Raw genomic sequence first — 21,848 nt, 5'->3', positions numbered from 1 at the left:
TAGCGTCAAGGATAAGACATGAACCTCTTCGATCGGATCCCTCACGGGCTCTTCGCGGCGCTGACCGGACGCAACAATCGTCGCGCCTGGGATCTGTTGGTGCGTCTGTCGGATCGCTACTTCGGCCCGGATGCCGTGCCCCCGTACGCTGACGGGTACCTGCACGACCAGATCGTGAAGGAAATCGAGCGCTTCCTGCTTGACGCGGGTTGGGAGCACGAAGGCGACGATCCCGTGCCCGAGGTGGCCACACCGCTGTCGATCCAGGCCAATCAGCTGCTGGCACGTCTCGTCGAGACTGGCTGGCTGACCGAGGAGCGGGTTGGGTTGCGTCGCTTCGTGAGCATGCGACCCGTGGTCGCCCGGTTCTTCGACACCATCCAGCAGTTCGTGACGGAAGGGCCTCAGCTCTTCGGCGGCAACGTCCTCCTGGTCTACAACCAGCTCAAGAGCGTTTCGCAGGATCCCCGAGGTCAGGCGGGAGGCTTCGTGAGTGCGGCGCAGCTCTGCGTGCGGCTCATCAACTCGCTGAATGCGACCACCCTGCGCGTCCGGGACCTGATGAAGGAGCTCACACAAGAGGCCGAGACGCCAGTCTTCGTCCGGCGATTCTTCAGCGAGCACATCAGCGAGCTCTACGTTCGCGACTTCAAGCAGCTTCGCACCGAGAACCACCCGCTGCGACTGCGCTACGAAATCATCGAGCTCGTCAACGCGGTCGCCTTGGAGGGTCCGGCGCGCGCTGCCTTGCTGCAGGGCTATGCGGAGCTCCCCGGCAACCGGCCCGGTGAAGAGGAAGAGTTGCTGGAGCGCGATGTACAGCGTTTTCGGCGTCTCCTCGACGTCGAGAAGTTCCTCGATCGCATGGACCGGGTGATGGATGCCGCGACACAGCGCGCAGTCGCCTACCTCGGTTATCGATTGAAGGCCTCTGAGCGCATCGAGGAGGTGATCGCGGACACGGTACGGGCGATCGTCGCCGCCGATGATCGCGGCGTTGCGCTCGAGGGTCGACTTCTTTCGCCGTTACCCGTGGTCGGCGACAACCGTTTAAGGCTTCCGGTCGAGCCGCCGCCAGTTCCCAAACGCACGGCGTTGCGCAAGAGGGAGATGACCCCTCACGAGAAGGCCGTTCACTTCCTGCGCAAGGCGATGATCGCCCATCGCGACACGGCGCCGGCCGCCGTGCGCCGCTACATCGCCGAGCACCTCTCGCCAGGAGCGCGGGTCACTGCGCAAGACCTCCCGGTCGGCAGCGTCCCCGATGCCGTTTCCTATCTCGTACTCATGCGTCTCGCCGGCATCAGCTCCCGCAACCCCGCCGCGGTGCGGCGCAATCCGCTCCTGCGCAGCCTTGGTTTCGAGGTCTCGCTGATTGCAGGCAGCCGAGCGGACACGCAGTACTTCAACGTTCCGAACTTTCAGGTCACTTGGAGGGATCGCGATGCCACGTAACTGGCGATCGTTGGCGGAGGCATCCGACGGGATCTACACGGTCGACGATTTCAAACAGTCGCTGTATCAGCTGATCGCGCAACAGTGCCTGTATGCCCGCTTCAACCATCAGAGCACGGCCTTTCGGATCGTCTCGGCGCACCGTCGCGAGTTCGAGGAGGCTGTGGAGCTCATGGGTCTTCGCCTCGGCTTCAACGAGCGGCTAGCTTTCTGCTACGTCGTTCCGGAAACGGTCAAGCTCACGCCGCTCGACACCCAGGACACGCTGTTTCTTCTCGTCCTGCGACAGCTCTACCACCTGCGTGGCAGCGCCGGCGAACTCACGGATGAGGGTGACGCCGTCGTGGGGATCGAAGAACTGGTCGCCACGTACAGGTCGATCACCGGACGCACCTTGGATACGAAGAACCAGGGCGTGGTGAAGGGGTTGGTGAAGACCGCCGCACGATGTGGACTGGCCCGTCTGATCGATACGCCCGAGGGTGATCCCCAGCCGTTCGCGGTGGCGATTCTTCCGGCAATCGCCGAGGTGCTGAGCGAGCACGCCGTCAACCGCTTCGGCGCGCATCTGAAGTCGACCTTGGTCTCGAGCGACCCCTCGGTCGATGGCGTCGCGAGCGCACAGGAGGCTGCACGTGAAGACGCTTAGCACCCTGCATCTCGTGCAGTTCTCGTTCTGGGACTACGAAACCTTCAACCTCCGCCGCGGCGGAACGGCATTCCTGGGGCCTAACGGGGCGGGCAAGACAAGCCTCGCGGATGCGGTGCAGATTGCCCTCGTAGGCGCGCACGGCAATCACATGCACTTCAATGCTCAGTCGGTGCACAGAGACCATCGCTCGGTCCGAGACTATGCGCTCGGCACGATGCGCTCCGGCGAGGGGGATCAGGGCGTATTGGCCCGCAAGCGCGACGAGGCGCTGTCCTACATCACCTTGATCTTCGAAGGCGAGTCGGCCGCCGACGTCGTCAGCGCGGGCGTTTGCCTTCATTCCGTGGCGACCGACAAGAACCATCGAACCCTCGGCTTGTACATCCTGCCGGGCGTTCGACTCGCGTTGGAAGATCATCTTGGCGCGCTCGACGATGGGGGCAAGGCGCCTCTGGACTGGCCGACCTTCGAGGCCCTGGCGCGCAGGCTTGCCAGGCAGGCAGGACGGACTCCCACGCTGACGGCGAAGCCGGAGACGTACCTGAACGAACTGCTGCACGTGCTGCAGCACAAGGGGCGCGCGATCGACAAGGACAAGTTCCTTCGCGCGCTCGCCCAGAGTCTTCGGCTGAAAGGCATCCAGAGCGTCAACGACTACCTGCGCGGCTACCTCGTCGACGCACAGCCGATCGACAAGCAGGGAACCTTGAAGCACATCAAGACCGTGCGCTCGCTCGTTCTGCAGATCGAGGAGGTCAAGCAACAGATCGCGCGTCTGACGGACATCGACAAGCGATTCAACAGCGTCGCAGCCCAGTACCGGACTCGCGCCGTCGCGAACGCAGTGCGGCTTCTTCTGCAAGTAGAGTCGGCAGACCAGCGCGTCAGCAACCTCTTGTTGCGAGAGCGGGAACTGTCCGGCGAGATCGACACGCTTGCGATGTCGATCGACGAGGGCACGCGCCGGATGGAGGCGGCGCGAGAGGAACATCAGAGGCTCCTGGCGGCCTACAACGCGGATCCAGCCTCCCAGAACCCCGAGTACGCGCGTCAGCTCAGGGCTGCCCTGCAGACCAGCGTGACGACTTGCCGGCGGGCGGTGGAGCGGCTCGTTCTGGAAGTGCGGGATGCGCTCGACTCTGTGCAGAGCATCAGCCGCACGGCCGACGCCGCGTCGTTGTCGGAGATCGCCCGTCTCGTCCCGAAGTGGGAGGCGCTGGCGCGTGCTGGAACCCTGCCGGACTCCGACGCATATGGCGAAGCGCTCGCGGCGCTCAGCGCGGCGGCTGGAGACCTTGCGAGTCTTCGGCAACTGCTCGAGGAGCGCGCTGCACTCGCAGCCCAGCGCCTCGCCAGTGCGACGGAGCGGGCGAAGGCCGCCGAGAAGGGCATCCGCCTGACGGATTCGGGCGACGTCGCAGCGGCGATGGCGATGTTTCGCTCCGCCGGCATCGAAAGCGTCACGGTCGGCAGCGTCGTCACTGTGAAGGACTCGTCCTGGCAGTCCGCGATCGAGTCGTTCCTTGGCCGCAATCGGCATGCCCTCGTCGTTGCCTACGGCCGGGAACGGGAAGCGGTCCGCCTGCTTCGAACCGCACCTAGCCCGCTGTTCGAGGTCACGATCGTGCAGCCGTCGCACATCCGCGATGACCTGAAGCGCACATACGACGCAACGACCGTGGCGTCGCTCCTCGAAAGCTCGAACAGCATCGCGCTGACATACCTGCGTCGTCTCATGGGGCAGATGCGCCAGGTCGACACCGAGGAGGAACTTGAACGGCATGAGCGTGCCCTGACGCGCGACGGCATGCTGAGCGCCAACGGTGGAACGCGAAGAATCCGCCTGGTGCCTTCGTCGGAATGGGTGTTGGGTGCTCGCATTTCGAGCGAAGAGCGGGAGGTCCTGCGAGCGGAGGTCTTGGAAGCGACCCGGGCGGACGGCGAGGCCAGGAACGGGGTGCGGCTCGCCATTGAAGCGGCGAACCGCGTGACAAGCGTCCTGCGCGACGTCACGCCGGAGCGCATTCGCGTGTCGCTCGAGGAGCTGCAAGAAGCGAAGCGTTCGCTGGACGACACACCGGACCCGACCACGATCGACCTGCCAAGCCACCTCGTGGAGCTAAAGCGTCGAATCGACGACGCCAAGCGTGCGGCCGACGATGTCGAACGCGGCCTGCGCGAACTGAGCGAGGCGCGAGGCACGAAGCGGGGCGCGCTCGAAGAGACACGGACGAATCTGGGCAAGGCGCAGGGCGACCTCACTGATCTGCAGACGCGGTATGGCGCCGCCGCAGAGGATGTCGACTATGACGTTGAAGCGGCAACGACCACCTATGACAAAGCGCGCGAATTCGACTCAGCCGAGGGTCCTGTCGCGGCCCTGACGTACCTGGAGACTGAAGCAAGGCGGGCGAACGACCGGATCGTCAGGTCGGAGTCGGATGCCAAGGCCGAGTTCACGGCATTCATCAACGAGATGTCGATCAACCTCGTCGAAGAGCGAGGTGACTGGCGAAAGGCTGCGGCGTGGGTCCGGAACCACGTCCAGAAGCTCACCGCTTCGACCCTGGTGGAATACGAGCAAGAGGCCAAGGCGGCGCGCGAGGCAGCCAACCAATCGTTCCGTGCCGACGTTGCCTACCGCATGCGCGAGGCGATCAAGCGTGTAGAGCACGACATCGATGATCTGAACAGAATCCTCCGTGCGTGCCCGGAATTCACCGGCGGCGAGAAGTACCGATTCGTGGCCACACCCGCGCTCGCACACAAGGCGCTGTACGAGCTCATCCAGAGCAGCGCTTTTCTGGAGTCGGGGTCCTCGCCCTTGTTCGAGGCGGCCGACGACGTCCAGAAGAAGCTGGTTTCGTTCCTCGAGGCGTGTGAGACCGGCGCCGACAAAGCCAATAACCCGCTCGAAGACTATCGACTCCTGTTCAACTTCGACCTCGAGATACGCGTCGGCGACAAGAAAGTCGATTCGCTCAGCAAGCGGCTGGGCGTGGGGTCGAACGGCGAGCACCTCGTGCCCTTCTACGTCATCGCAGGCGCTTCGCTCGCCAATGCCTATCGCCTGAAGTCAGGGGAGACCCACGAGGGCGCTGCCGTGATGATCATCGACGAGGCGTTTCACGGCTTCGATGCCCAGAACGCGTATGTCACGGCACAGTTCCTGCGATCGCTCGGGCTGCAACTCGTCATGGCAGCGCCGGACGCGGACGTCGGGAAGCTGGTCCCGATCCTCGACTCTTACTACGATCTGGATCGCTTCGGATCGGATGTCTTTACGAGCGAGGTGATCGTCAAGGACGACGCCCGACGGCTCCTCGAGACCGACATGCCGAGCCGTAATCCGCAACTCGTTGAACAGATGGCGGCGAAGTTCGGTAGCCCGGCATGAACCCGGTAGCCAGCCAGGCGCTGCTGAAACTCCTTCGTAGGGCGGAGAGCGCGTCGGGGAAGAGCGAGGATGGCCGAAACATCGGTCTGCGCTTCTCCAGCGAGTCCTTGCCCGCCTATTCGGCCATCGGCACGCACGCTGAGAAGGAGGCATGCCATGGTGACCTCCTGCTCGCCGAACGCGACGGAGCGATCACCATCGAGTGGGACCGACGAGCGGGCGAACGAAATCAGATCCTCCGAATTCAGCTGTTGGATCGTGAAGCGCTGGCTCGGCACTTGGGAGTGGTACCGCGATGGGATGCAGTCGCCAAGGCCGCACAGGATCTTGGGCCCTTCCTGACGGAGCACCCGGTGCTGGAGGAGGTGCTGGCGTCTTGGCGGCGCGGCGCGAAGGTTCGCGGAACTGGCCCCGAGGATGTCGAGTCATGGAGGTATGCGATCGCCGTCGTGTCCCACTGCCGTGCGCAGGGCCCGACTGACGTGGCAGTGCGCAGATTGAGCGCGCAGCTGACAGGCGACAGCAAGCGCGTCGAACAGCTCGCTGCACCCATCGATGTCCTGATCCAGGGTGAGGTAGCCGCCCCAGTCCGCGATCCGGAAGACGTATTCAACGAGCTCGGGCTCGTCAAGTTTCCGCCGACAGTGCTGATCAGTGGCGCGCTTCAGGTAAGCGTCGGCGGCCAGCATGTCCCGATTGGCGCGCCGTATCTTGGCTTTCCGCCATCGGTGATCAAGGGCTTCGTATCCTGTGAGACCGTGACCCTTTTGTTGACGGTCGAGAACCTCACGACCTTTCATGAGTTGGTCGGACAGCGGCAGCACATGCCCGCCGCGGTTCTTCTCTACACGGGTGGCATGCCCAGTCCTTCGTGGAAGCGTGTGTACCGCTTGTTGCTGAAGTCGCTTCCAATCGAGGCCAGGGTGTTCCACTGGGGCGACATCGATGCGGGCGGATTCCGAATTGCCGATCACCTGGCCGCCTGCGGCGGAGAAGTGGGGCGACGCGTCGAACTGCACGCCATGAGCCCCGATGTCGCGCGTCTCGACTCTGTCTCGTCTCGACGTGCACTCGCGGACGCAGAAGTGTCGATGATCGAGAAGCTCTGCGCCCGGTGGAATTGGGACGCGCCGGCTCGATGGGTATCGGCGCACCGGATTGCGGTGGAGCAGGAATCACTTCCAGCGTCCTGGCCATAGCACCGGAAATCGCGCCGGTAGCAGATCGGAGATCCGACCGGGCTCAGTATTGCCAGTAACTCGGAGCCTCGGGCTCCGGCGCATCCAAGATCGGATCGCTTCGTCGAACGAGCGGATCGAGCCAGTCCGCCTTCGCTCTGGCCCACTCGATCCACTGCTTCCTCTCGGGGGAGAGCTCCCCATCGTTCCGTGCACGGTCCTCAACGGCGGCGATGAACTCGCGCAAGCGCATCGCGCGCTGCAGCCGGCTTGCGTCGCGGAACAGGGAGCGCAGCTGACGACGCTCTTCGTTGCGCGCGCGCACCTGCGCTTCGTATCGGGCGCGCGCTTCCTCGTAGGTTCGCCGGCGGCGTTCTTCTTCCTCCTCTTTCGCGCGCTTCGCTTCGGCCAGGCCGACGATGGCGGCAACGATTCCGCTCAAGCGTGAGTCGATGAAGCTGCGTTCCGTGTCGTTCCACTTCCGTGACGGCCACGATCCCACCGTGAGCGTCAGCCGTCCGGTGGGGTGCCAATCGAACTGCGGGATGGTCGGATACTCTCCCCGGTCACCCACGCGGAAGGAGTTGTAGTACCGGTCGCGTGCCCGCACCTCCGCGCGGGTTGGCGTGTGGCTGGTTCGCGTGACCTGTTCGATGATCGAGATCGTCAGGGTCGTGCCGCCGCCGACCAGCAGGGTCTGCCCCTTCTCCTCGTCAACTCGCGCCGTGAAGCCGCTGGGCTCGAGCGACTTCAGCAGCGTGTCCATCAGTCGCAGGGCGCGGTCGAGCGTATTCCTCGTGACCTGCAGGTCGAGCACTTCCTTCGGCGCGCTTCGCACGCCCGCCGGGTGATCCCAGCCGTCGCGCCGCTTCAGGCGTGCCGCCGCCGCCCGCACCAGCGGGTGCGGGTCGACGAGTTCGTCGGGCACGCTGACGCTCGGCTGGCTTTCCCGGGTCTGCTGGAGGGCGTCACGGACGCGCGCGTGCGTGGCCGCCTCCTGTTCGGTCAGCGGTATCGGCCCGGTGAGGCCGCGCGCGCCGGCGGGGAGGGCGGGCAACGGCACCTTTCGAGCGGGTCGGCCAGCCTTGACCTTCGCCCAGTAGCCCCGCGGCGGCACCGGAATGCCGAGCTTCTTGCAGATCTTGACCAGGCCCACGTCCGATAGGCCATAACGAGGTGCGACGACTGTCACCGCATCGGTCCAGACCTCTTCGTACAGCGCCTCCCGGCTCACAGGTGTGCCTCGACGTCGCATAGCATGTCTCCTGGCTCGGATCGGAGGCCGGTGACGGAGTCGGCCTCCGACTATTCGTAGATTTGCTGTTCAGCAAATATTGCCAATAGGCTGAAGATTCAGCAGAGTGCCAATGCTTTCTGCTCAGTGAGCCTTGGCGTTGACCATGCTTCCCGCGCAGGCGGCGGAACAGGTGCTGGTCGATCAGGTTGCAGCACTTTGATCTCTGGCTCCGCGGCTTCATGAATGCGCGCAACGGCATGGCGGTGACGAACTACTACGACGACCTCTTCTCTCGCTTGATCGGCGACGGCGTCCCGCTGCCGACCGTCATTGAGCGGGTGGCCGGCTCATACCTCGATGGAAAGCCGCTACCCATCGGCAAGAAGAAGCTCACGAAGAAGGAGCGCGACAGCCTCTTCTGGGCCAGCGAGGTTGTGAAGGGCTGCCCGCCCGACGCGTGGCCCCGCGAGGCGATGTCGCTCGCCCTGGCGCGGTACTTCGGTCAGGAGGCTGTAGCTGCCGATGGATTGGTGACGCGGGTCGCGCGCGAGGCGCCCGAGGCGTTGATCCGAGCGGTCAGGCGCTCCGGGCTCGTCCTGAGCCCGCATTCGCCACGACGAGTCGAGCTGGACCAGGCCGGGTCCGAAAGCGAAGCAGTCGCCGAGTTGTGCCGAGTGCTCGATGTGTTTACCGGGGCGCACGGCGAGCGGGTGGCGGCGCTGGAAGCACAGAAGGTGCAGCTGGCTGCCTTGTCGGTCGTCGATCTCTTGCTCTACGCGAGCCTCTACGCCTTCGAGGTTCTGGTTCCAAGGGACTTCAAGGTAAAGGCGCTTGCACCGCCTTCGAGAGTTGATCTCGAGCTCGCCTGGGATGCACTCAGCGATCTGCTCGCGTGGAAGCTCGCAGAGGCCAGCACCTCATCCCTGAAGCTGACGGACGACAGCATCGGGAGGTCGATCGCGCGGCATCTTCGACCGGTCCTCTTCGAGTCCGGCACGTCGAGCGCGGGCGAAGCCCTTCGGAATCTGCACGTCTTTCACGCGCTGATGGACATGCAGATCGAGTTGAACGAGTTCATCTCCAGGTCCGCCGACGCGTTCAGCTACGACGACAGCATTCGGTTCGAGCGGCGGGGCAATCGGCTCGAGATCGTCGAAGTGGATCCGGTGGCAAGGGCGGCATGGCAACGAGACGGGCTGAAGCTCGGTCGCCTACATGGATACTGGTTCCACCGTGCCCTTGAGACTTACGTCGAGCAGGTCGCCGCGGATCCGGCCCATTGGAGTATCGGTCGACCGGAAAACGCCGAGGCCAACCGACTGGCCTGGCTGCGGGCTCTCCAAGCGCAGCTTCGCTTGCGTGAGGCGTACGGTGTCGCAGACCAAGTCGCTTCCGAATCCGGAGACGCCGTCGATCTTTTCCGAGCGCTGCTGTCGCTCAACCTGATGTCGGTTTTCTTCCAGCAGGACTTCCTGGCTGCCTTTGCAGAGCGCGTTGATGCATCGGGGGACTGGGTCGCCGCGCTGCAGCGTCTGACCATGGACGGCCTGCGCGACGGGCTCCAGAACCGACTGCCGCTCACGTGGTCGAGCCGGGACTCGAAGGTGTCCAACATCACCGGGTGGACCGTCACGAAGTCGGAGCCCGCTGGCAATCCGAGGATGGCCTCCGCGATCCTGGATTTCTGGACCTACGACATGGTCGCGACGGCGGAGCGGCTGCAGCGCAAAGAGCCCGGCCTCCAACCCCAGCTGTTCGAGCGGCCGGTCCTCAAGTTCGGGCCGACGCTGCTGCAGCTGCCGTGGGTGGTCGGCGTGCAGAACAACAGCACGGCCGCGATCAACAACCTGAGGCGGCTCGGCGCTCGCCGCGGACAGGCTCGGGACGAGGCGCAACGGATCGAAGCAGGGCTCGCAGGGCTGCTCGAGAGGCGCGGATTCATGACGCTGCTGAACTGGGTTCCGCCGCGCGACGTGGAGGACGCCGGCGAGGTGGATCTGATCGCCGCCCTTGACGGGCATCTGTTCGTGATCGAGGTGAAGTCGACGTTCATGCGGCGATCTCAGCGGGAGGCGTGGCTGCACGCCACCACCACGCTTCGCAAGGCCGGTCAGCAGCTTCGGCGCAAGGCAGACGCGGTGTCGCTGGCCATCGCCTCCGATCCTGGGTTTCGCACGATGCTGGGTTGGGGCGAGGGCCTGATTCCGACTCAGCAACACGTGTGGATCGCCGACACATGCATCGAATGCGACCACCAGCGGTTTGGCGGCTTCCTAAAGGTCTCCGTCGAAGAGCTGATCATCGCGCTTCGCGATGATCGTCACCTGCTGAACGATCCAGGAGGACTGCTCGCCGGGAACTACGCCGTCGACGAGGCGCCTGAAGCAGATGCAAGCGAGTCCGGCTGGAGTCTGTACCCCGACGGCTTCAGTGCCGAGCGCTTCGTCGACGTGATCGAGACTGAGGCTGTTTGGGAATTGCAGGCCGCAACGCGTGGTCCCACTCTGCGGTCGACCGACCGCGCGGACGTTGCGTCCCGCAAGTAGCGTCTAGAGAGGAGAGACAATCGTGGCGGTGCTCCTACACGGGCGGACGTTGCATTGGCCTCGCGGTGCGTGGCAACCTGAACGCTGATCGTATGGACCAGCGGTGTTGCGTTAGAGCGGCAGCGCTGTGACGGTAAAACTATTGCCAAAAAGAATCGATGCGACAAAGAGTTGATTGAGTGGGAGCAGGGGTCCCGAAGCGGCCGGAAACGATGGACGGCCGCGACGCCGCTTATGACGGCAATCCGACAAGGTTTTCTTCGGCGTAGCCGCCGAGTCCGACGCGCAACGCCGACGTGTTCACTTCGATGCGTCCGTCACTACGACTTTGATTGTCGCCGAGCGCGCGGGCGCGCTGATCATCGGCCTGAGGTACGGACTAGCGCCGTACTTCGCTCTGTAGGCCTGATCGATCTGCTCGTTGATCGGTCCGTCCACCGGCTCGAAGGTCACATCCTTCGTCATCCCCGCCGCGATGATTCGGCCCGCGCGCTGCCGAACCGCCGCTTGATACCAACGTGACTTCGGCCCGTTGTAGGCGCGCACGTAAAGCTCTCCGTCCACGGCCACGCACCAGATCCACGTCGGGGTGCCGTAGTGACCTGCCCCCTTCCGCCATGCCAATGATTCGGAAGGAGTCCGGGTTGAAGGTTACGTGATCTCGTTGGCTGCTGGGGTTTGGTTGGCAGCACCGCCGGCATGCCGGCGGTGCTGCTCGGCGAAGCGAGCTGGCGGCATGCGCCCGATGCTGCTGTGCGGCCTGACCTCGTTGTAGTCGCGCCGCCAGTGGGCGATGGCGTCGCGGGCCTGCTGCAGCGTCTGGAACCAGTGCTCGTTGAGGCACTCGTCTCGGAACTTGCCATTGAAGCTCTCGATGTAGCCGTTCTGCATCGGCTTGCCCGGCTCGATGAGCAGGTGCCGGATGTGATGGCGCTGTGTCCATGCGATGAAGGCCCGGCTGGTGAACTCCGGCCCGTTGTCGGTTCTAACCGCCGCCGGGTAGCCGCGGAACACAGCCGCACGGTCGAGCAGCCTGGTGACGTACTCGCCCGAGATGCCGTAGTCGACCGTGATGTCGACGCACTCGTGGCTGAAGTCGTCAGCCACGGTCAAGCACTTCAGGCGCCGGCCGCTGGACAGGCTGTCGCTGACGAAATCCATGCTCCAGACGTCGTTGACGGTGCTGGCGACCTGCAGTGGCACGCGCTCGGCCGGCGGGCGGCGCATCTTCTTGCGCTTGCGCACGGCCAGGTTCGCGGCGCTGTACAGGCGCCACACGCGCTTGTGGTTGACGCCCGGGAACTGCGGGCGCAGCAGGTCATGGATGCGCCGGTAGCCGAAGCGCCGGCGCGCATGGGCGATCTCAACGATCCGACCGGCCAGCTCGCGCGTGGCGGCGTCGGCCTCGGGCGGGTGGCGATAGCTGTCGCGGGAGAGCCCCACAAGACGGCACGCTCGGCGCTCGGACAGGTGGTGCTCCTCGACCATCCTGGCGATCGCCTCGCGCTTAACCTGTGGGGCTAGCGCTTTACCCCGAGGACGCTCTTGAGCGCGTGCATGTCCAGGTGCGCCTCCGCCAGCAGCTTCTTGAGCTTGGCGTTCTCCGCCTCGAGCTCACGCAGGCGCCGCGCGTCCGACGCCTCCATGCCGCCGAACTTCGAGCGCCACTTGTAGAACGTCGCGTCGCTGAAGCCGCCCTTGCGGCAGATCTCGGCCACCGGCATACCGGCCTCGGCCTGCTTGAGAAACCCGATGATCTGTTCCTCGCTGAACTTGCTCTTCCTCATGTCCGCCATTCTCCTGATGAGCGGACTTCACTTCCTTTACCTTGGTACGGCCAGTGGGGAGCAGGTCAGTAGGTCACCCCATCGTCCCGGAAAGGAGCAATCTTCAGGTCGTCGGCCTCGACGATCCGGCGGAGCTCTTCGGCGGACCAGTTCACTGCGTGTCCCTCACTTCTCGATCGACTCGATCGTGACCTTGAGCGCGCCGCGCGCGGCAAGCGCCTCGATGCCGCTATCGAGGCGGCCCAGTTTCACGAGCCCGGTGGAGTAGCCGAAGTCGCGATGGAAGATCGCCAGGTTTCCCCAAGGCGCGTAGCAGGTGATGTCGCCCACGTCGGGATCGACGCCTGCGGGCGCGCCGGCGGTCGAGAGCTTTTTCGGCAGGTACGCGATCTTCTCGGTGGACGCGTAGTCCTCCAGCGTCAGCGTCAGCGGCAGCAGCGAGACGAAGTCGCGTGCAGTTGCGGTGTCGAGCAAGGTCGCCGTCATGACCTTGCCTTCGATCTTCAGGCGGATCTTCATGGTGCTTGCCTCGTTGCGTGACATAGCGGACGAACCTGCCACTGCTTTCTCTCCTTGGCCTCGATCTTCAGCAGCCTGCGCGAACAACGGCAGAGCGAACGCAAGCGAAACGGCGACGAGTACAGCGGACGTGCGCATGCGGGGTCTCCTACTGCGTTCCGTTCGATCGGGTCGAAGCGATCGGAACGTCGTCTCGCCACCAGTGGGCGAAGCGCTGCTGCGTGTCCGCGAGGTGAATAGGCTCGCCGATCATCGGGGTCAGCAGCCGGAAGCCCTTGCCGTCGCTCGCCGCCGCGATGCGCTCGAACGGCTCGTCCCACGCGTGCCGGGCGATACTGAACCTGCCGACATGCGCGGGAAGCAGAGCCCTGGCGCCCAGGTCCTCTGCAGCTTTCGCGGCCTCTTCCGGAGTCATATGGATGTACGGCCAGCGCGCGTCGTATTGGCCCATGTCCAGCGCGACGAGGTCGAATCCGGAGAACCGTCGGGCGATGGTGGCGAAGTGCGGCCCATAGCCAGTATCGCCACTGAACAGGATTCGCCGGCCGCCGTGCTCCAACACGAAGCCGATCCACAGGGTCCGGTTCCGGGTCAGCAGGCGTCCCGAGTAATGACGGGCCGGCAGCACATGAATGGCGAGGCCGTCGTCCACCTCCAGACTGGCGAACCAGTCGGCCTCGTCGATCTTCGCTCTCGTGTAGCCCCAGTGTTCGAAGTAGGCGCCGACGCCAAGCCCGGTGACGACCTTTCTCACCTTGGGTTCCAGGGCAGTCACTGTCGCATGATCCAGGTGGTCCCAGTGATCGTGGGTGATGAGCAGGTAGTCGATCTCCGGCATGTCGTTGGCCGTGTAAAGCGAGGTCCCGTCGAAGGCTTGCGTCGAGAACGAGACCGGTGCAGCCGAGCGACTGAAGACCGGATCGATCAGGATCTTCTTGCCGCCGATTTGCACGAAGTAGGTCGAGTGGCCGAGCCAGATCACCGTGTCGCTGCCGCCATCCAGCGCCATGAGGTCCGTCTTCACCGACGGCAGGGGCGCGTCTGGCTGCAGGCGCTCCGCTCGGCTCAGCAGATTGCTGACGAGGACCGAAGCAAAGCCGCGGTCGTCCGCGAACATGGGCGTGGCGACCAGGTTGCGGAACTCGCCATTCTCGAAGTTCGGCGACTGCTCGATCCTCGCCTGGCGCTCACCTTCAGGAAGCTTCCCGAACTTCGGGTGCTGCAGGTAGGCGCACGAACCCAGGGCCATGGCCGCGACGAGCATCGACAGACCGAGCGCCATCCTCCACCGCCATCTGCGCATCGCTTTCAAAGGTGCCTTCGAATGAAGTCATCGACCAGGTTCAGCATGTCCCTGCTCCAGAACGGTGTTCCACCATGGTCTGCGCCTTTCAGCTGAACCATCACGGCTTCCTTGTCGAGCTTCTTCAGAGCGTCGTACATCATGACGCTCTGACCGAAGGGGACGAGACGGTCCTTGCTGCCGTGAACGATGAGCATTGGCGGAAGACGGCGGTCCCTGGCGAGATATCCCATGGGTATCGTGGGTTTGACCTTTTCAGGGTTGTCCAGCACGTCGACACCGTCGATGAAGAGACCCTCCGGGCTCTTGGCCGACATGTGGTCCCAGGTCGAAGGCTCCTTGTTCATCTTGCTGATGTCGGTGGGCCCGTAGTAATCAACCACCGCCTTCAGCGCGATCGGGTCCTTGTCCTGTCCCTCGTCGTCGTACTGGTTCGCGTCGAGAGTCACCGCGATCATCAGCGCGGTATGGCCGCCCGATGAATCACCCCATAGGACGATCTTCGAGGCGTCGATGTTGTACTTGTCCGCATTCTTCTTCAGGAAGCGAATCGCCGATTTGGTATCTGTGATCTGCGCCGGAAAGGCGGCGACGGCAGACGGCCGGTACTCGACGATCGCGACGATGTATCCCCGCTTAACCATTTGCGCCAGCTGAGGCAGGTTGTACATCTCCTGCTTCAACCAGGCCGAGCCCTGAACGAACACGATCAAGGGCAACTTCCTGTCCGCCGCTCCGTCGTCGAACGGCCACGGCGTCAGGATGTGGACATGCAACGGCATGCCTGACTTCTTCGCGTATTCGACATTGAGAATCGACGCGACCGCCGGGTCGGAGAGATCCGCCTGGACGACTTTGATGCCGCTCGTGAACGACCGGCTTTCCGGAAACTCGGCAAATGTCGCTTGTTGCGGCGGGATGACCTTGGAGTGATCCAGCGTCGTTTCGGCGTTTGCGATCGAAGCGACCCCGATCACAGCGAGTGCCAAGAGCATCAGCATCTTCATGTCGGTCACCTTCTCAACAGCTTGAACGCCTGATTCCAATGACCGCCCGTGAAGGCAGTGATGATCCAGACCATGGCAGTCGCTTCGAGGTAGTGCGCGAGGGCGATGCCGCCGATGTCGATGGGATTCCAGCCGAAGTCCCTGCAGATGCGCGAGACCTGCTCCTTCGCTTCTTCATCGTCGCCGCAAACGAACATGTCCGGCGGGCCGCCCGCAAACTGCGGCTTGTAGAAGTGCGCGTTCCCCACGGTATTGAAGCCCTTGACGACAAACGCCCCGGGCAAAGCCTCTTGGATGATCTCGCCGCCGGAAGTGCCGAGCCCGCCAACGAGTCTGGGCGGAGCTCCCGCGGTGATGTCCAGGGGATTCGTGGCGTCGATGACGACCTTGCCTTTGAAACTGTCCACTCCCGCCGCCCTGATCGCCTCCACGGACTTGGTGCCCTGGACTGCGAGCACGACGAGTTCGCCAAACTTGGCCGTGTCGGCAAACGTTCCGCTGGATGCGCCTTTGCCTGTCTCGCGCACCCAGGGCGCCAGCTTTCCCGGCTCCCGCGAGCCCAACATGACCTCGTGACCTTCCTTCAGGAAGCCACGAGCGAGCGACTTGGCGACATCGCTTGATCCGAGAATTCCCACTTTCATTTCATCTCCTTCATCGCGACCTGCGCCGTCGTGGGTACGACGTCCTACCAGGCGTATGCCTGTGGCGCTTCCCCGCCGGGTCCAGGCCAGATTTCGTCAAGCCGCTGGAGCGTCTCGTCCGCGAGAGAGACCTCCAATGCATGCAGACTTCGGGTGAGCTGCTCCGCCGTGCGCGGCCCGACGATCGGAGCCGTGACAGCAGGGTTGTGCAGCAGCCAAGCCAGCGCGACGTCGGCAGGTTCCTCACCCAGCTGCAGGCAGAGCGCCTCGTACTTCTCGAGTTGTGCGCGATGCTGCTCGATCCGCATCTGCAGCAATGGCGTGGCCTTGCGCCCTTCGCTTGCCTTGCGAAGCACGCCGCTCAGGAGCCCCATGCCGATCGGGCTCCAGGGCAGGAGGCCGATACCGTAATACCGCAGCGCCGGGATGACCTCGAGCTCGATGGTGCGAGCGCTGAGGTTGTAGAGGCTCTGCTCCGACGCCAGGCCAAGGAAGTTGCGCGACCTGGCCACGCTCTGCGCAGTGGCGATGTCCCAACCGGCGAAGTTGCTGCTTCCGACATACGTCACCTTGCCCTCGCGAACCAGCTGCTCCATCGCCTGCCAGATCTCTTCCCACGGGGTTCGTCGATCGACGTGGTGCATCTGATAGAGATCGATGTGGTCGGTCTGCAGCCGCCGCAGGCTGGCCTCGCAAGCCCTTCGGATGTGATAGGCGGACAGGCGGCGATCGTTCGGACCGGTGCCCATCGGCTGGTACAGCTTGGTTGCCAGGACGATTCGGTCGCGACGGCCACCCTGGGCGAGCCACCGACCGATGATCTCCTCGGAGGTCCCGAAGCCTTTCTCCATGTCTGGAGACTGCGGTCCCCCATAGACATCCGCAGTATCGAAAAGGTTGATGCCGGCCTCGAGGGCCGTGTCCATGATCTCGTAGCTGGCGGCTTCCCCCGTCAGTTCCCCGAAATTCATGGTGCCGAGCGCCACACGACTGACTTGAAGTCCGGTGCGGCCGAGATGTGTGTACTTCATCGATCCACCTTTGGTTCAGAACTCGATCATCACCTTGATGGCACGGCGCTCGTCCATCAGGCGGTAGCCGTCGGGCACCTCGTCGATGCCGATCACGCGGTCGAACACGCGGCCGGGCTCGATACGGCCTTCGAGCACGTCGGGCAGCAGCTCGTCGATGTAGGCGCGCGCGGGCGCAGGCCCGCCGCCGACGATGACGTTCTTGAAGAATGCCGAGTTCGATGCCGGAATCGCCGCGTAGTGGGGAACACCCACCCGGCCCACGGCGCCCCCGGGCCGGGCCACCTCGATGCTGGTGAGCATCGCGTCGTCGGTGCCGACGCATTCGAGCACCGAGTGCACGCCGGTGCCGCCGGTCAGCGCCAGCACGCGCTCGATGGCCTCCTTGCCGCGCTCGGTCACCACGTCGGTGGCGCCGAATTCGCGTGCCAACGCGATTCGCTCCGGATGACGATCGAGCAGGATGATCTGCGCTGCACCGAGCCGCTTGGCCGCCAGGACGCCGCACAGGCCGACCGCGCCACCGCCGATGACGGCGACACGCTTGCCGGGGCCGACGCGCGCCACGCGGGCGGCATGGTGTCCGGTGCCCATGACGTCGGATAGGGTCAGCAGCGAGGCGAGCAGGGTTCTATCCGCGCCGCCCGGCAGCGGGTAGAGCGTGCCGTCCGCCAGCGGAACGCGTACGGCCTCCGCCTGGGCGCCGGCGACCTCGCCCACGCCGAAGAAGCCGCCGTGCCGGCAGGCCGTATGCAGCCCCTCGCCGCAGAACTCGCAGGTACCGTCGGAGTAGGCGAAGGGCATGATCACCAGGTCGCCCACCTTCACCTTGTGCACGTCGCGGCCGACGGCCTCGACGACACCGATCGCTTCGTGGCCGATGCGCTGCCCCGCCTCGTTTCGCTCGGGCTCGCGATAGGGCCATAAGTCGCTGCCGCAAATACAGGAACGGGTGACGCGCACCAGGGCATCGGTCGGTTGAACGAGCGTGGCGTCGGGAACGTTCTGAACCCGAACCTCCTTGGCGCCGAACATGATCGTTGCTTTCATTGCATCAATCTCCGTGTGATGACGGCATTCTGGGCAACGTGATTCGCAACGAGAAGTGGGTCAGTGGTTGATTGTTCTTGAACGTTGGGTTGAAAATCGGGGCGCTTGATTCCAACTGTCGAGGCCCCGCCACGATGGATTCTTCACAGCGAGTTCGCGGCATCCTGTCGTTCGTTCAGGCGGCCGACGCGGGCAGCTTCTCAGCAGCCGCGCGCGCCCTCGGCATTTCGGCGGCCGCCGTCAGCAAGAACGTCGCGGGGCTCGAGAAGTCTCTGGGAGTGCGCCTGATGAATCGCACCACGCGCACGTTGAACCTGACGGAAGAGGGCGCGGCCTTTCTGCGTCAGGCTCGTATCGCGCTGGAGGCGCTGGACCAAGCCGCCGATGCCGTGACGGCCCATCGGGCCGCTCCGGCCGGACGCGTGCGCATCTCGACGAGCGTGGGCTTCGGTCGCGAGCAGCTGACCCCTGCGCTGCCCGGGCTGCTGGCACGCTATCCCGGCTTGGTGGTCGAGGTGGACTTCGACGATCGCATGGTCGACCTCGTGCACGATCGGTACGATCTGGCGCTGCGCGGCGGGCGCATCATCGACTCATCCCTCGTATCGCGGCCGATCTGCCAGTTCCGTCTGGTGCTGGTCGCTTCGCCTGCTTATCTTGCCGACGCAGGCGTGCCACGCACTTCAGGGGACCTGGCCCGGCATCGGCTGCTCACACGGCGCTTCCTGGGTGGCCGTGTCTCACCTTGGAACTTTCGGGCTCAGGACGGCAGCATTTCCACGATGGACACGGAGGGTGCGGTGCTGACCCTGTCGTCCCCGGAAGCGCTCACGCAGGCAGCCGTGGAGGGTGCGGGCATCGCAGAGGTGGGCCTACACCACGCCTGGAAGCATCTGCGCACCGGTGGGCTGAAGGTGTTGCTGCTGGACGCGCACCATCCAGGCAGCTACGAGATGACCCTGCAGTATCCGCATCGAGCGCTGGTCGCGCCGAGAGTGCGCGTAACCGTCGAGTATCTGCTCGACACATTCTCGAAGTGTGCGGAGCTGCATGTACCGTTGAAGGCGCTTCGGGGCTACGCGGCATGAGGTTGCCGATCAGCCGACCTTCTGGATCTCGGCCGCAGCTTCCCAAACTCGCCGCACGGCGGGCTGCGAGCGCCAGCCGAAGGCATGTCGGCGAAAGCGCGGCGCGAACGTGCAGTTGTGTGCGACGGGTGCGGTCATCGATAATCACGCTTGACGTTAATCACGCGATGCAATACTATTTTCCCAGTGGCGATCAGGACGTTCAAGTGTGCCGACACCGAAGCGCTCTTTCAGTTGCGCCGGGTGGCGCGCTTCGCCAACATCGAGCGCCCGGCGCTGCGTAAGTTGAAGCAGCTCGACCTGGCGAAACGGATCGAGGACTTGCGCGCGCCGCCGGCGAACCGGTTGGAGCAGCTGAAGGGCGATCGCGAGGGCCAGTGGAGCCTGCGGGTGAACGATCAGTTCCGCATCTGCTTTCGCTGGACGGGCAGCGATGCCGAAGACGTCGAGATCGTGGACTATCACTGAGGCAAGACGAGATGGCCAGGAAACTCAAGCCGGTGTCGCCCGGCGAGATGCTTGCCGAGGAGTTTCTCAAGCCCTTGGGCATGAGCAACTACCGTCTGGCAAAGGAGATCGGCGTGCCCGCGCAACGTATCGGCGAGATCGTCGGAGGCAAGCGCGCCATCACGGCCGACACCGATCTGCGGCTGTGCCGCTTCTTCGGCCTCTCCGATGGCTGGTGGCTGCGCCTGCAGGCCGACTACGATACCGAGGTCGCGAAGGCGAGCCTCGCGAAGACGCTCGCGAAGATCAGACCATGGAAGGAAGCCGCGGAGCAGACGGCGGATGCGCACTGACCTTCCGCTTTCGAGCAGGAGCGTCGTGACGGTAAAAGAAATGTCCCAAAGACTCGATGCGACAACAACTTAAGGCCTTTGATGCCGGCATCCCCTCGATCACTTCGCGCCAAGCGAGGAGTCGCCTCACGCTAGAGGAATCGCGTGCGAAGACGCGATAGATCTCGATAGACCTCGACAGCTGAGTATTGTGGAAGCGCCGACTCTTCCCGATAGATGTCGATCGATGGTGAAAGCTGCGCGAGGGGATCCCACTCGAGGTGGCGGTACATCTGACGGTAAAGCCAGCGAGGTTCGACGCGTCGGCCAAGCGAATCAACGGTTTGCAGGAGCCGTTGATGATTGAGTGGGAGTAGGGGGCTCTTCCGGGCGATACGTGTCTGTCGAGATCGATCGGGAGAATCGGCTGCCACTCGGGTCTGTTTCGTGGGGTACGGAATTCCGTTGAAGAGTGTCGGGTCGCATGGAGGGCCAACCTTCAGATCGACCTGACCACTCAGCCGTGGCCGATCCTTCTTCTGACCACGCAACGACGAGAGGGCGCCGCAGAAGGGGCGTCTTCATGCCCAGCGGGCCAATGGCGTCTTGAGGAGGTCGCCACCGACATCGCCGGTCAGCTGCCCTCGGAAGGACAGTCGGCGGCGTTCAAGGAGTTCGTCTGGCGCTTCGTGAACGTGATGGCCCGTGCGCTCGTGGCGCTCGGGCGCAAGCCCGACTACCAGGAGATCAACCGCTACGCTTCCGACGTCGAGCCGCTGCTGATCGACTACTTCGAGTACTGGCTCGACCGCGAGCCCGCCGCTTCAGGCTGGCGCGAGGAGCTGCGGTCGCTCGCCATCGACAAGAAGAACCTCGACAAGGGTCTGCAGTCGCGCGGCGCGCGGGCGGTCAGCCTGGTGGAGTACGCGCGGCGCAAGAAGCTCTACGACCCGATCGCGCACGCGCTGGGCTCGACGCTCAACTACGAGAAGAGCCACTTCGACAAGCTGGTGGCGTCGCTGCTGCCGCTGATGGAGAAGCTCACGACCGGTCGCACGGCTTCACTGCTCTCGCCCGAGCTCGACGATCCGACCGACTGGCGCCCGGTGTTCGACTGGACCTCGGTGATCCACCTGGGCGGCATCGTCTACGTCGGGCTCGACGCGCTGTCCGACTACGAAGTGGCCGCGGCGGTGGGCAATTCGATGTTCGCCGACCTCACCAGCGTGGCCGGCAGCCTCTACAAGTTCGTAAGCGTCCGGTGAGTACCGTCTTCCGCTGGGAAGGGCGATGACGCCATAGTGGTGTCCGTCAGTTGAGTAGCGGGGACCAGAATGGCGACAGGGGGGTTGCAGCGGGTATCGCGGAAGGGACGGCCGAACCATCCGCTGGAGTTCAAGCGGCGGTTGGCGCAGGCGGCGTGCCTGCCAGGGATCTCGGTGGCGAAGCTGGCGCAGGAGCACCGGATTAACGTCAACATGCTGTTCAAATGGCGCCGCCAGTACCGAGCAGGGAAGTTCGGCGCGATCGATCAGGAAGTCGCGGTGGTGGTATCAACGCCACCGCCGGCGGCGCCGTTCCAGTTGCTCCCGGTGATCGAATCGGTGGCGCCGGTGCTCGCGAATGCCGGCGATCGGCATGCACGTCCGGAGGACGGCATCGAAGTGATGTTTCCGGTGGCAACGATACGCGTCGGCCGTGCCGCTGATCCGGCGCTGCTGCGGACGGTACTGGACTGCCTGGCGAGACGACGTTGATCGGACTGCCGTTGGGGACGCGGGTGTGGATCGGCGCCGGCGTCACCGACATGCGCAAGGGCATGGACGGGCTGGCGGCCTTGGTGCAGATGGCCCTCGGCGAGAAGCCGTTCTCGGGTGACGTGTTCGTGTTCCGTGGCAAGCGGGGCGATCTGATCAAGTTGCTGTGGTGGAGCGGCGACGGCATGAATTTGTACGCGAAGCGTCTGGAGCGTGGCCGGTTCGTGTGGCCGCAGGCGACCAGCGGTGTCGTGCATCTGTCTGCCGCGCAGCTGTCGATGCTGCTCGAAGGCATCGATTGGCGCCGTCCGGCACGCACCTGGCAACCGAACGTCGCGGCGTAACAACACTGCCATCGCGATTGGGTACGAGATGCGTTCGAGGCGTGCATCATGCGCGCACGCTGCGGTACAGTCGC

General features: G+C 64.3%; 20 protein-coding genes and 1 pseudogene. 11 read left to right on the top strand and 10 right to left on the bottom strand.

Features of this window, described 5'->3' with window-relative positions:
* Window positions 1-18 precede the first annotated feature (18 nt).
* From HS109_19045 to HS109_19030, 4 genes are read left to right on the top strand one after another with little or no spacing between them, the layout of a single operon-like run.
* Entirely contained in the window at window positions 19-1,455 is a 1,437-nt protein-coding gene (locus tag HS109_19045; GenBank protein MBE7524457.1) for a hypothetical protein, read from the top strand.
* Window positions 1,445-2,104 carry a DUF4194 domain-containing protein gene (locus HS109_19040; GenBank protein MBE7524456.1) on the top strand — a complete coding sequence of 220 codons (660 nt, stop codon included), beginning with the start codon at window positions 1,445-1,447 and terminating at the stop codon, window positions 2,102-2,104. Before HS109_19045 ends, HS109_19040 begins: the two co-directional genes overlap by 11 nt.
* The gene (locus HS109_19035; protein ID MBE7524455.1) at window positions 2,091-5,504 is read left to right on the top strand and encodes an AAA family ATPase; all 3,414 of its coding nucleotides are present in this window, start codon (window positions 2,091-2,093) and stop codon (window positions 5,502-5,504) included. The genes HS109_19040 and HS109_19035 overlap by 14 nt, the downstream gene beginning before the upstream one ends.
* The gene (locus tag HS109_19030) at window positions 5,501-6,703 is read left to right on the top strand and encodes a hypothetical protein (protein MBE7524454.1); all 1,203 of its coding nucleotides are present in this window, start codon (window positions 5,501-5,503) and stop codon (window positions 6,701-6,703) included. Before HS109_19035 ends, HS109_19030 begins: the two co-directional genes overlap by 4 nt.
* A 43-nt stretch (window positions 6,704-6,746) precedes the next feature.
* On the opposite strand, the gene HS109_19025 is transcribed toward HS109_19030, so the two are convergent.
* Entirely contained in the window at window positions 6,747-7,916 is a 1,170-nt protein-coding gene (locus HS109_19025; protein ID MBE7524453.1) for a hypothetical protein, read from the bottom strand.
* A gap of 242 nt (window positions 7,917-8,158) precedes the next feature.
* On the opposite strand from HS109_19025, the gene HS109_19020 reads away from it, so the two are divergent.
* Complete coding sequence (locus HS109_19020) at window positions 8,159-10,465, top strand: hypothetical protein (protein ID MBE7524452.1); 2,307 nt, start codon at window positions 8,159-8,161, stop codon at window positions 10,463-10,465.
* A gap of 300 nt (window positions 10,466-10,765) precedes the next feature.
* Here HS109_19020 and HS109_19015 read toward each other — a convergent pair whose 3' ends face one another.
* From HS109_19015 to HS109_18975, 9 genes and pseudogenes are all read right to left on the bottom strand, one after another.
* A complete protein-coding gene (locus HS109_19015) occupies window positions 10,766-11,089 on the bottom strand; it encodes a DUF2255 family protein (protein ID MBE7524451.1) in 324 nt (107 codons plus the stop codon).
* A 27-nt stretch (window positions 11,090-11,116) separates the two neighbouring features.
* Window positions 11,117-12,252, bottom strand: a protein-coding gene (locus HS109_19010; protein MBE7524450.1) for an IS3 family transposase whose coding sequence is annotated in 2 segments (ribosomal slippage) — window positions 11,117-11,997 and window positions 11,997-12,252 — 1,137 coding nt in all. Because the reading frame shifts where the segments join, the coding sequence is not laid out codon by codon here.
* 68 nt (window positions 12,253-12,320) lie between these two features.
* A pseudogene (locus HS109_19005) lies at window positions 12,321-12,407 on the bottom strand (DUF2255 domain-containing protein).
* A gap of 10 nt (window positions 12,408-12,417) precedes the next feature.
* Window positions 12,418-12,771, bottom strand: a complete 354-nt coding sequence (locus HS109_19000) for a hypothetical protein (protein MBE7524449.1) — start codon at window positions 12,769-12,771, stop codon at window positions 12,418-12,420.
* A 148-nt stretch (window positions 12,772-12,919) separates the two neighbouring features.
* Window positions 12,920-14,074, bottom strand: a complete 1,155-nt coding sequence (locus HS109_18995; protein ID MBE7524448.1) for an MBL fold metallo-hydrolase — start codon at window positions 14,072-14,074, stop codon at window positions 12,920-12,922.
* A gap of 5 nt (window positions 14,075-14,079) precedes the next feature.
* Window positions 14,080-15,081 carry an alpha/beta hydrolase gene (locus HS109_18990; GenBank protein MBE7524447.1) on the bottom strand — a complete coding sequence of 334 codons (1,002 nt, stop codon included), beginning with the start codon at window positions 15,079-15,081 and terminating at the stop codon, window positions 14,080-14,082.
* A 5-nt stretch (window positions 15,082-15,086) separates the two neighbouring features.
* Complete coding sequence (locus HS109_18985; GenBank protein MBE7524446.1) at window positions 15,087-15,725, bottom strand: NADPH-dependent F420 reductase; 639 nt, start codon at window positions 15,723-15,725, stop codon at window positions 15,087-15,089.
* 44 nt (window positions 15,726-15,769) lie between these two features.
* Window positions 15,770-16,756 carry an aldo/keto reductase gene (locus HS109_18980; GenBank protein ID MBE7524445.1) on the bottom strand — a complete coding sequence of 329 codons (987 nt, stop codon included), beginning with the start codon at window positions 16,754-16,756 and terminating at the stop codon, window positions 15,770-15,772.
* A 15-nt stretch (window positions 16,757-16,771) separates the two neighbouring features.
* Window positions 16,772-17,806, bottom strand: a complete 1,035-nt coding sequence (locus HS109_18975) for an alcohol dehydrogenase catalytic domain-containing protein (protein MBE7524444.1) — start codon at window positions 17,804-17,806, stop codon at window positions 16,772-16,774.
* 134 nt (window positions 17,807-17,940) lie between these two features.
* Between HS109_18975 and HS109_18970 the strand changes: the two genes are divergently transcribed.
* From HS109_18970 to tnpB, 6 genes are all read left to right on the top strand, one after another.
* Window positions 17,941-18,894: a LysR family transcriptional regulator gene (locus HS109_18970; GenBank protein ID MBE7524443.1), complete on the top strand. Its 954-nt coding sequence runs from the start codon at window positions 17,941-17,943 to the stop codon at window positions 18,892-18,894.
* A gap of 150 nt (window positions 18,895-19,044) precedes the next feature.
* On the top strand, window positions 19,045-19,362 hold the full coding sequence (locus tag HS109_18965) for a type II toxin-antitoxin system RelE/ParE family toxin (GenBank protein MBE7524442.1): 318 nt from the start codon (window positions 19,045-19,047) through the stop codon (window positions 19,360-19,362).
* An 11-nt stretch (window positions 19,363-19,373) separates the two neighbouring features.
* Complete coding sequence (locus HS109_18960; protein ID MBE7524441.1) at window positions 19,374-19,694, top strand: HigA family addiction module antidote protein; 321 nt, start codon at window positions 19,374-19,376, stop codon at window positions 19,692-19,694.
* A 668-nt stretch (window positions 19,695-20,362) separates the two neighbouring features.
* Window positions 20,363-20,938, top strand: coding sequence for a hypothetical protein (locus tag HS109_18955; protein ID MBE7524440.1), 576 nt, complete (start codon window positions 20,363-20,365; stop codon window positions 20,936-20,938).
* A gap of 69 nt (window positions 20,939-21,007) precedes the next feature.
* On the top strand, window positions 21,008-21,430 hold the full coding sequence (locus HS109_18950; GenBank protein MBE7524439.1) for a transposase: 423 nt from the start codon (window positions 21,008-21,010) through the stop codon (window positions 21,428-21,430).
* The gene (gene tnpB, locus HS109_18945) at window positions 21,427-21,774 is read left to right on the top strand and encodes an IS66 family insertion sequence element accessory protein TnpB (protein ID MBE7524438.1); all 348 of its coding nucleotides are present in this window, start codon (window positions 21,427-21,429) and stop codon (window positions 21,772-21,774) included. The genes HS109_18950 and tnpB overlap by 4 nt, the downstream gene beginning before the upstream one ends.
* The last annotated feature ends 74 nt before the right edge of the window (window positions 21,775-21,848 follow it).

The sequence above is a fragment of the Burkholderiales bacterium genome (assembly GCA_015075645.1).
Classification (GTDB): Bacteria; Pseudomonadota; Gammaproteobacteria; order Burkholderiales; family Casimicrobiaceae; genus VBCG01.
The sequence above is the reverse complement of the archived record's forward strand: the minus strand, read 5'-3'. Positions and strand labels throughout refer to the sequence as shown.

Coding starts and splice junctions, on each gene's coding strand:
- HS109_18970 (MBE7524443.1), top strand. CDS start 17,941: ATGGATTCTTCACAGCGAGTTCGCGGCATCCTGTCGTTCGTTCAGGCG.
- HS109_18980 (MBE7524445.1), bottom strand. CDS start 16,756: ATGAAGTACACACATCTCGGCCGCACCGGACTTCAAGTCAGTCGTGTG.
- HS109_18985 (MBE7524446.1), bottom strand. CDS start 15,725: ATGAAAGTGGGAATTCTCGGATCAAGCGATGTCGCCAAGTCGCTCGCT.
- HS109_18975 (MBE7524444.1), bottom strand. CDS start 17,806: ATGAAAGCAACGATCATGTTCGGCGCCAAGGAGGTTCGGGTTCAGAAC.
- HS109_19045 (MBE7524457.1), top strand. CDS start 19: ATGAACCTCTTCGATCGGATCCCTCACGGGCTCTTCGCGGCGCTGACC.
- HS109_19020 (MBE7524452.1), top strand. CDS start 8,159: ATGAATGCGCGCAACGGCATGGCGGTGACGAACTACTACGACGACCTC.
- HS109_18950 (MBE7524439.1), top strand. CDS start 21,008: ATGGCGACAGGGGGGTTGCAGCGGGTATCGCGGAAGGGACGGCCGAAC.
- HS109_18990 (MBE7524447.1), bottom strand. CDS start 15,081: ATGAAGATGCTGATGCTCTTGGCACTCGCTGTGATCGGGGTCGCTTCG.
- HS109_19000 (MBE7524449.1), bottom strand. CDS start 12,771: ATGAAGATCCGCCTGAAGATCGAAGGCAAGGTCATGACGGCGACCTTG.
- HS109_19030 (MBE7524454.1), top strand. CDS start 5,501: ATGAACCCGGTAGCCAGCCAGGCGCTGCTGAAACTCCTTCGTAGGGCG.
- HS109_19040 (MBE7524456.1), top strand. CDS start 1,445: ATGCCACGTAACTGGCGATCGTTGGCGGAGGCATCCGACGGGATCTAC.
- HS109_18960 (MBE7524441.1), top strand. CDS start 19,374: ATGGCCAGGAAACTCAAGCCGGTGTCGCCCGGCGAGATGCTTGCCGAG.
- HS109_18995 (MBE7524448.1), bottom strand. CDS start 14,074: ATGCGCAGATGGCGGTGGAGGATGGCGCTCGGTCTGTCGATGCTCGTC.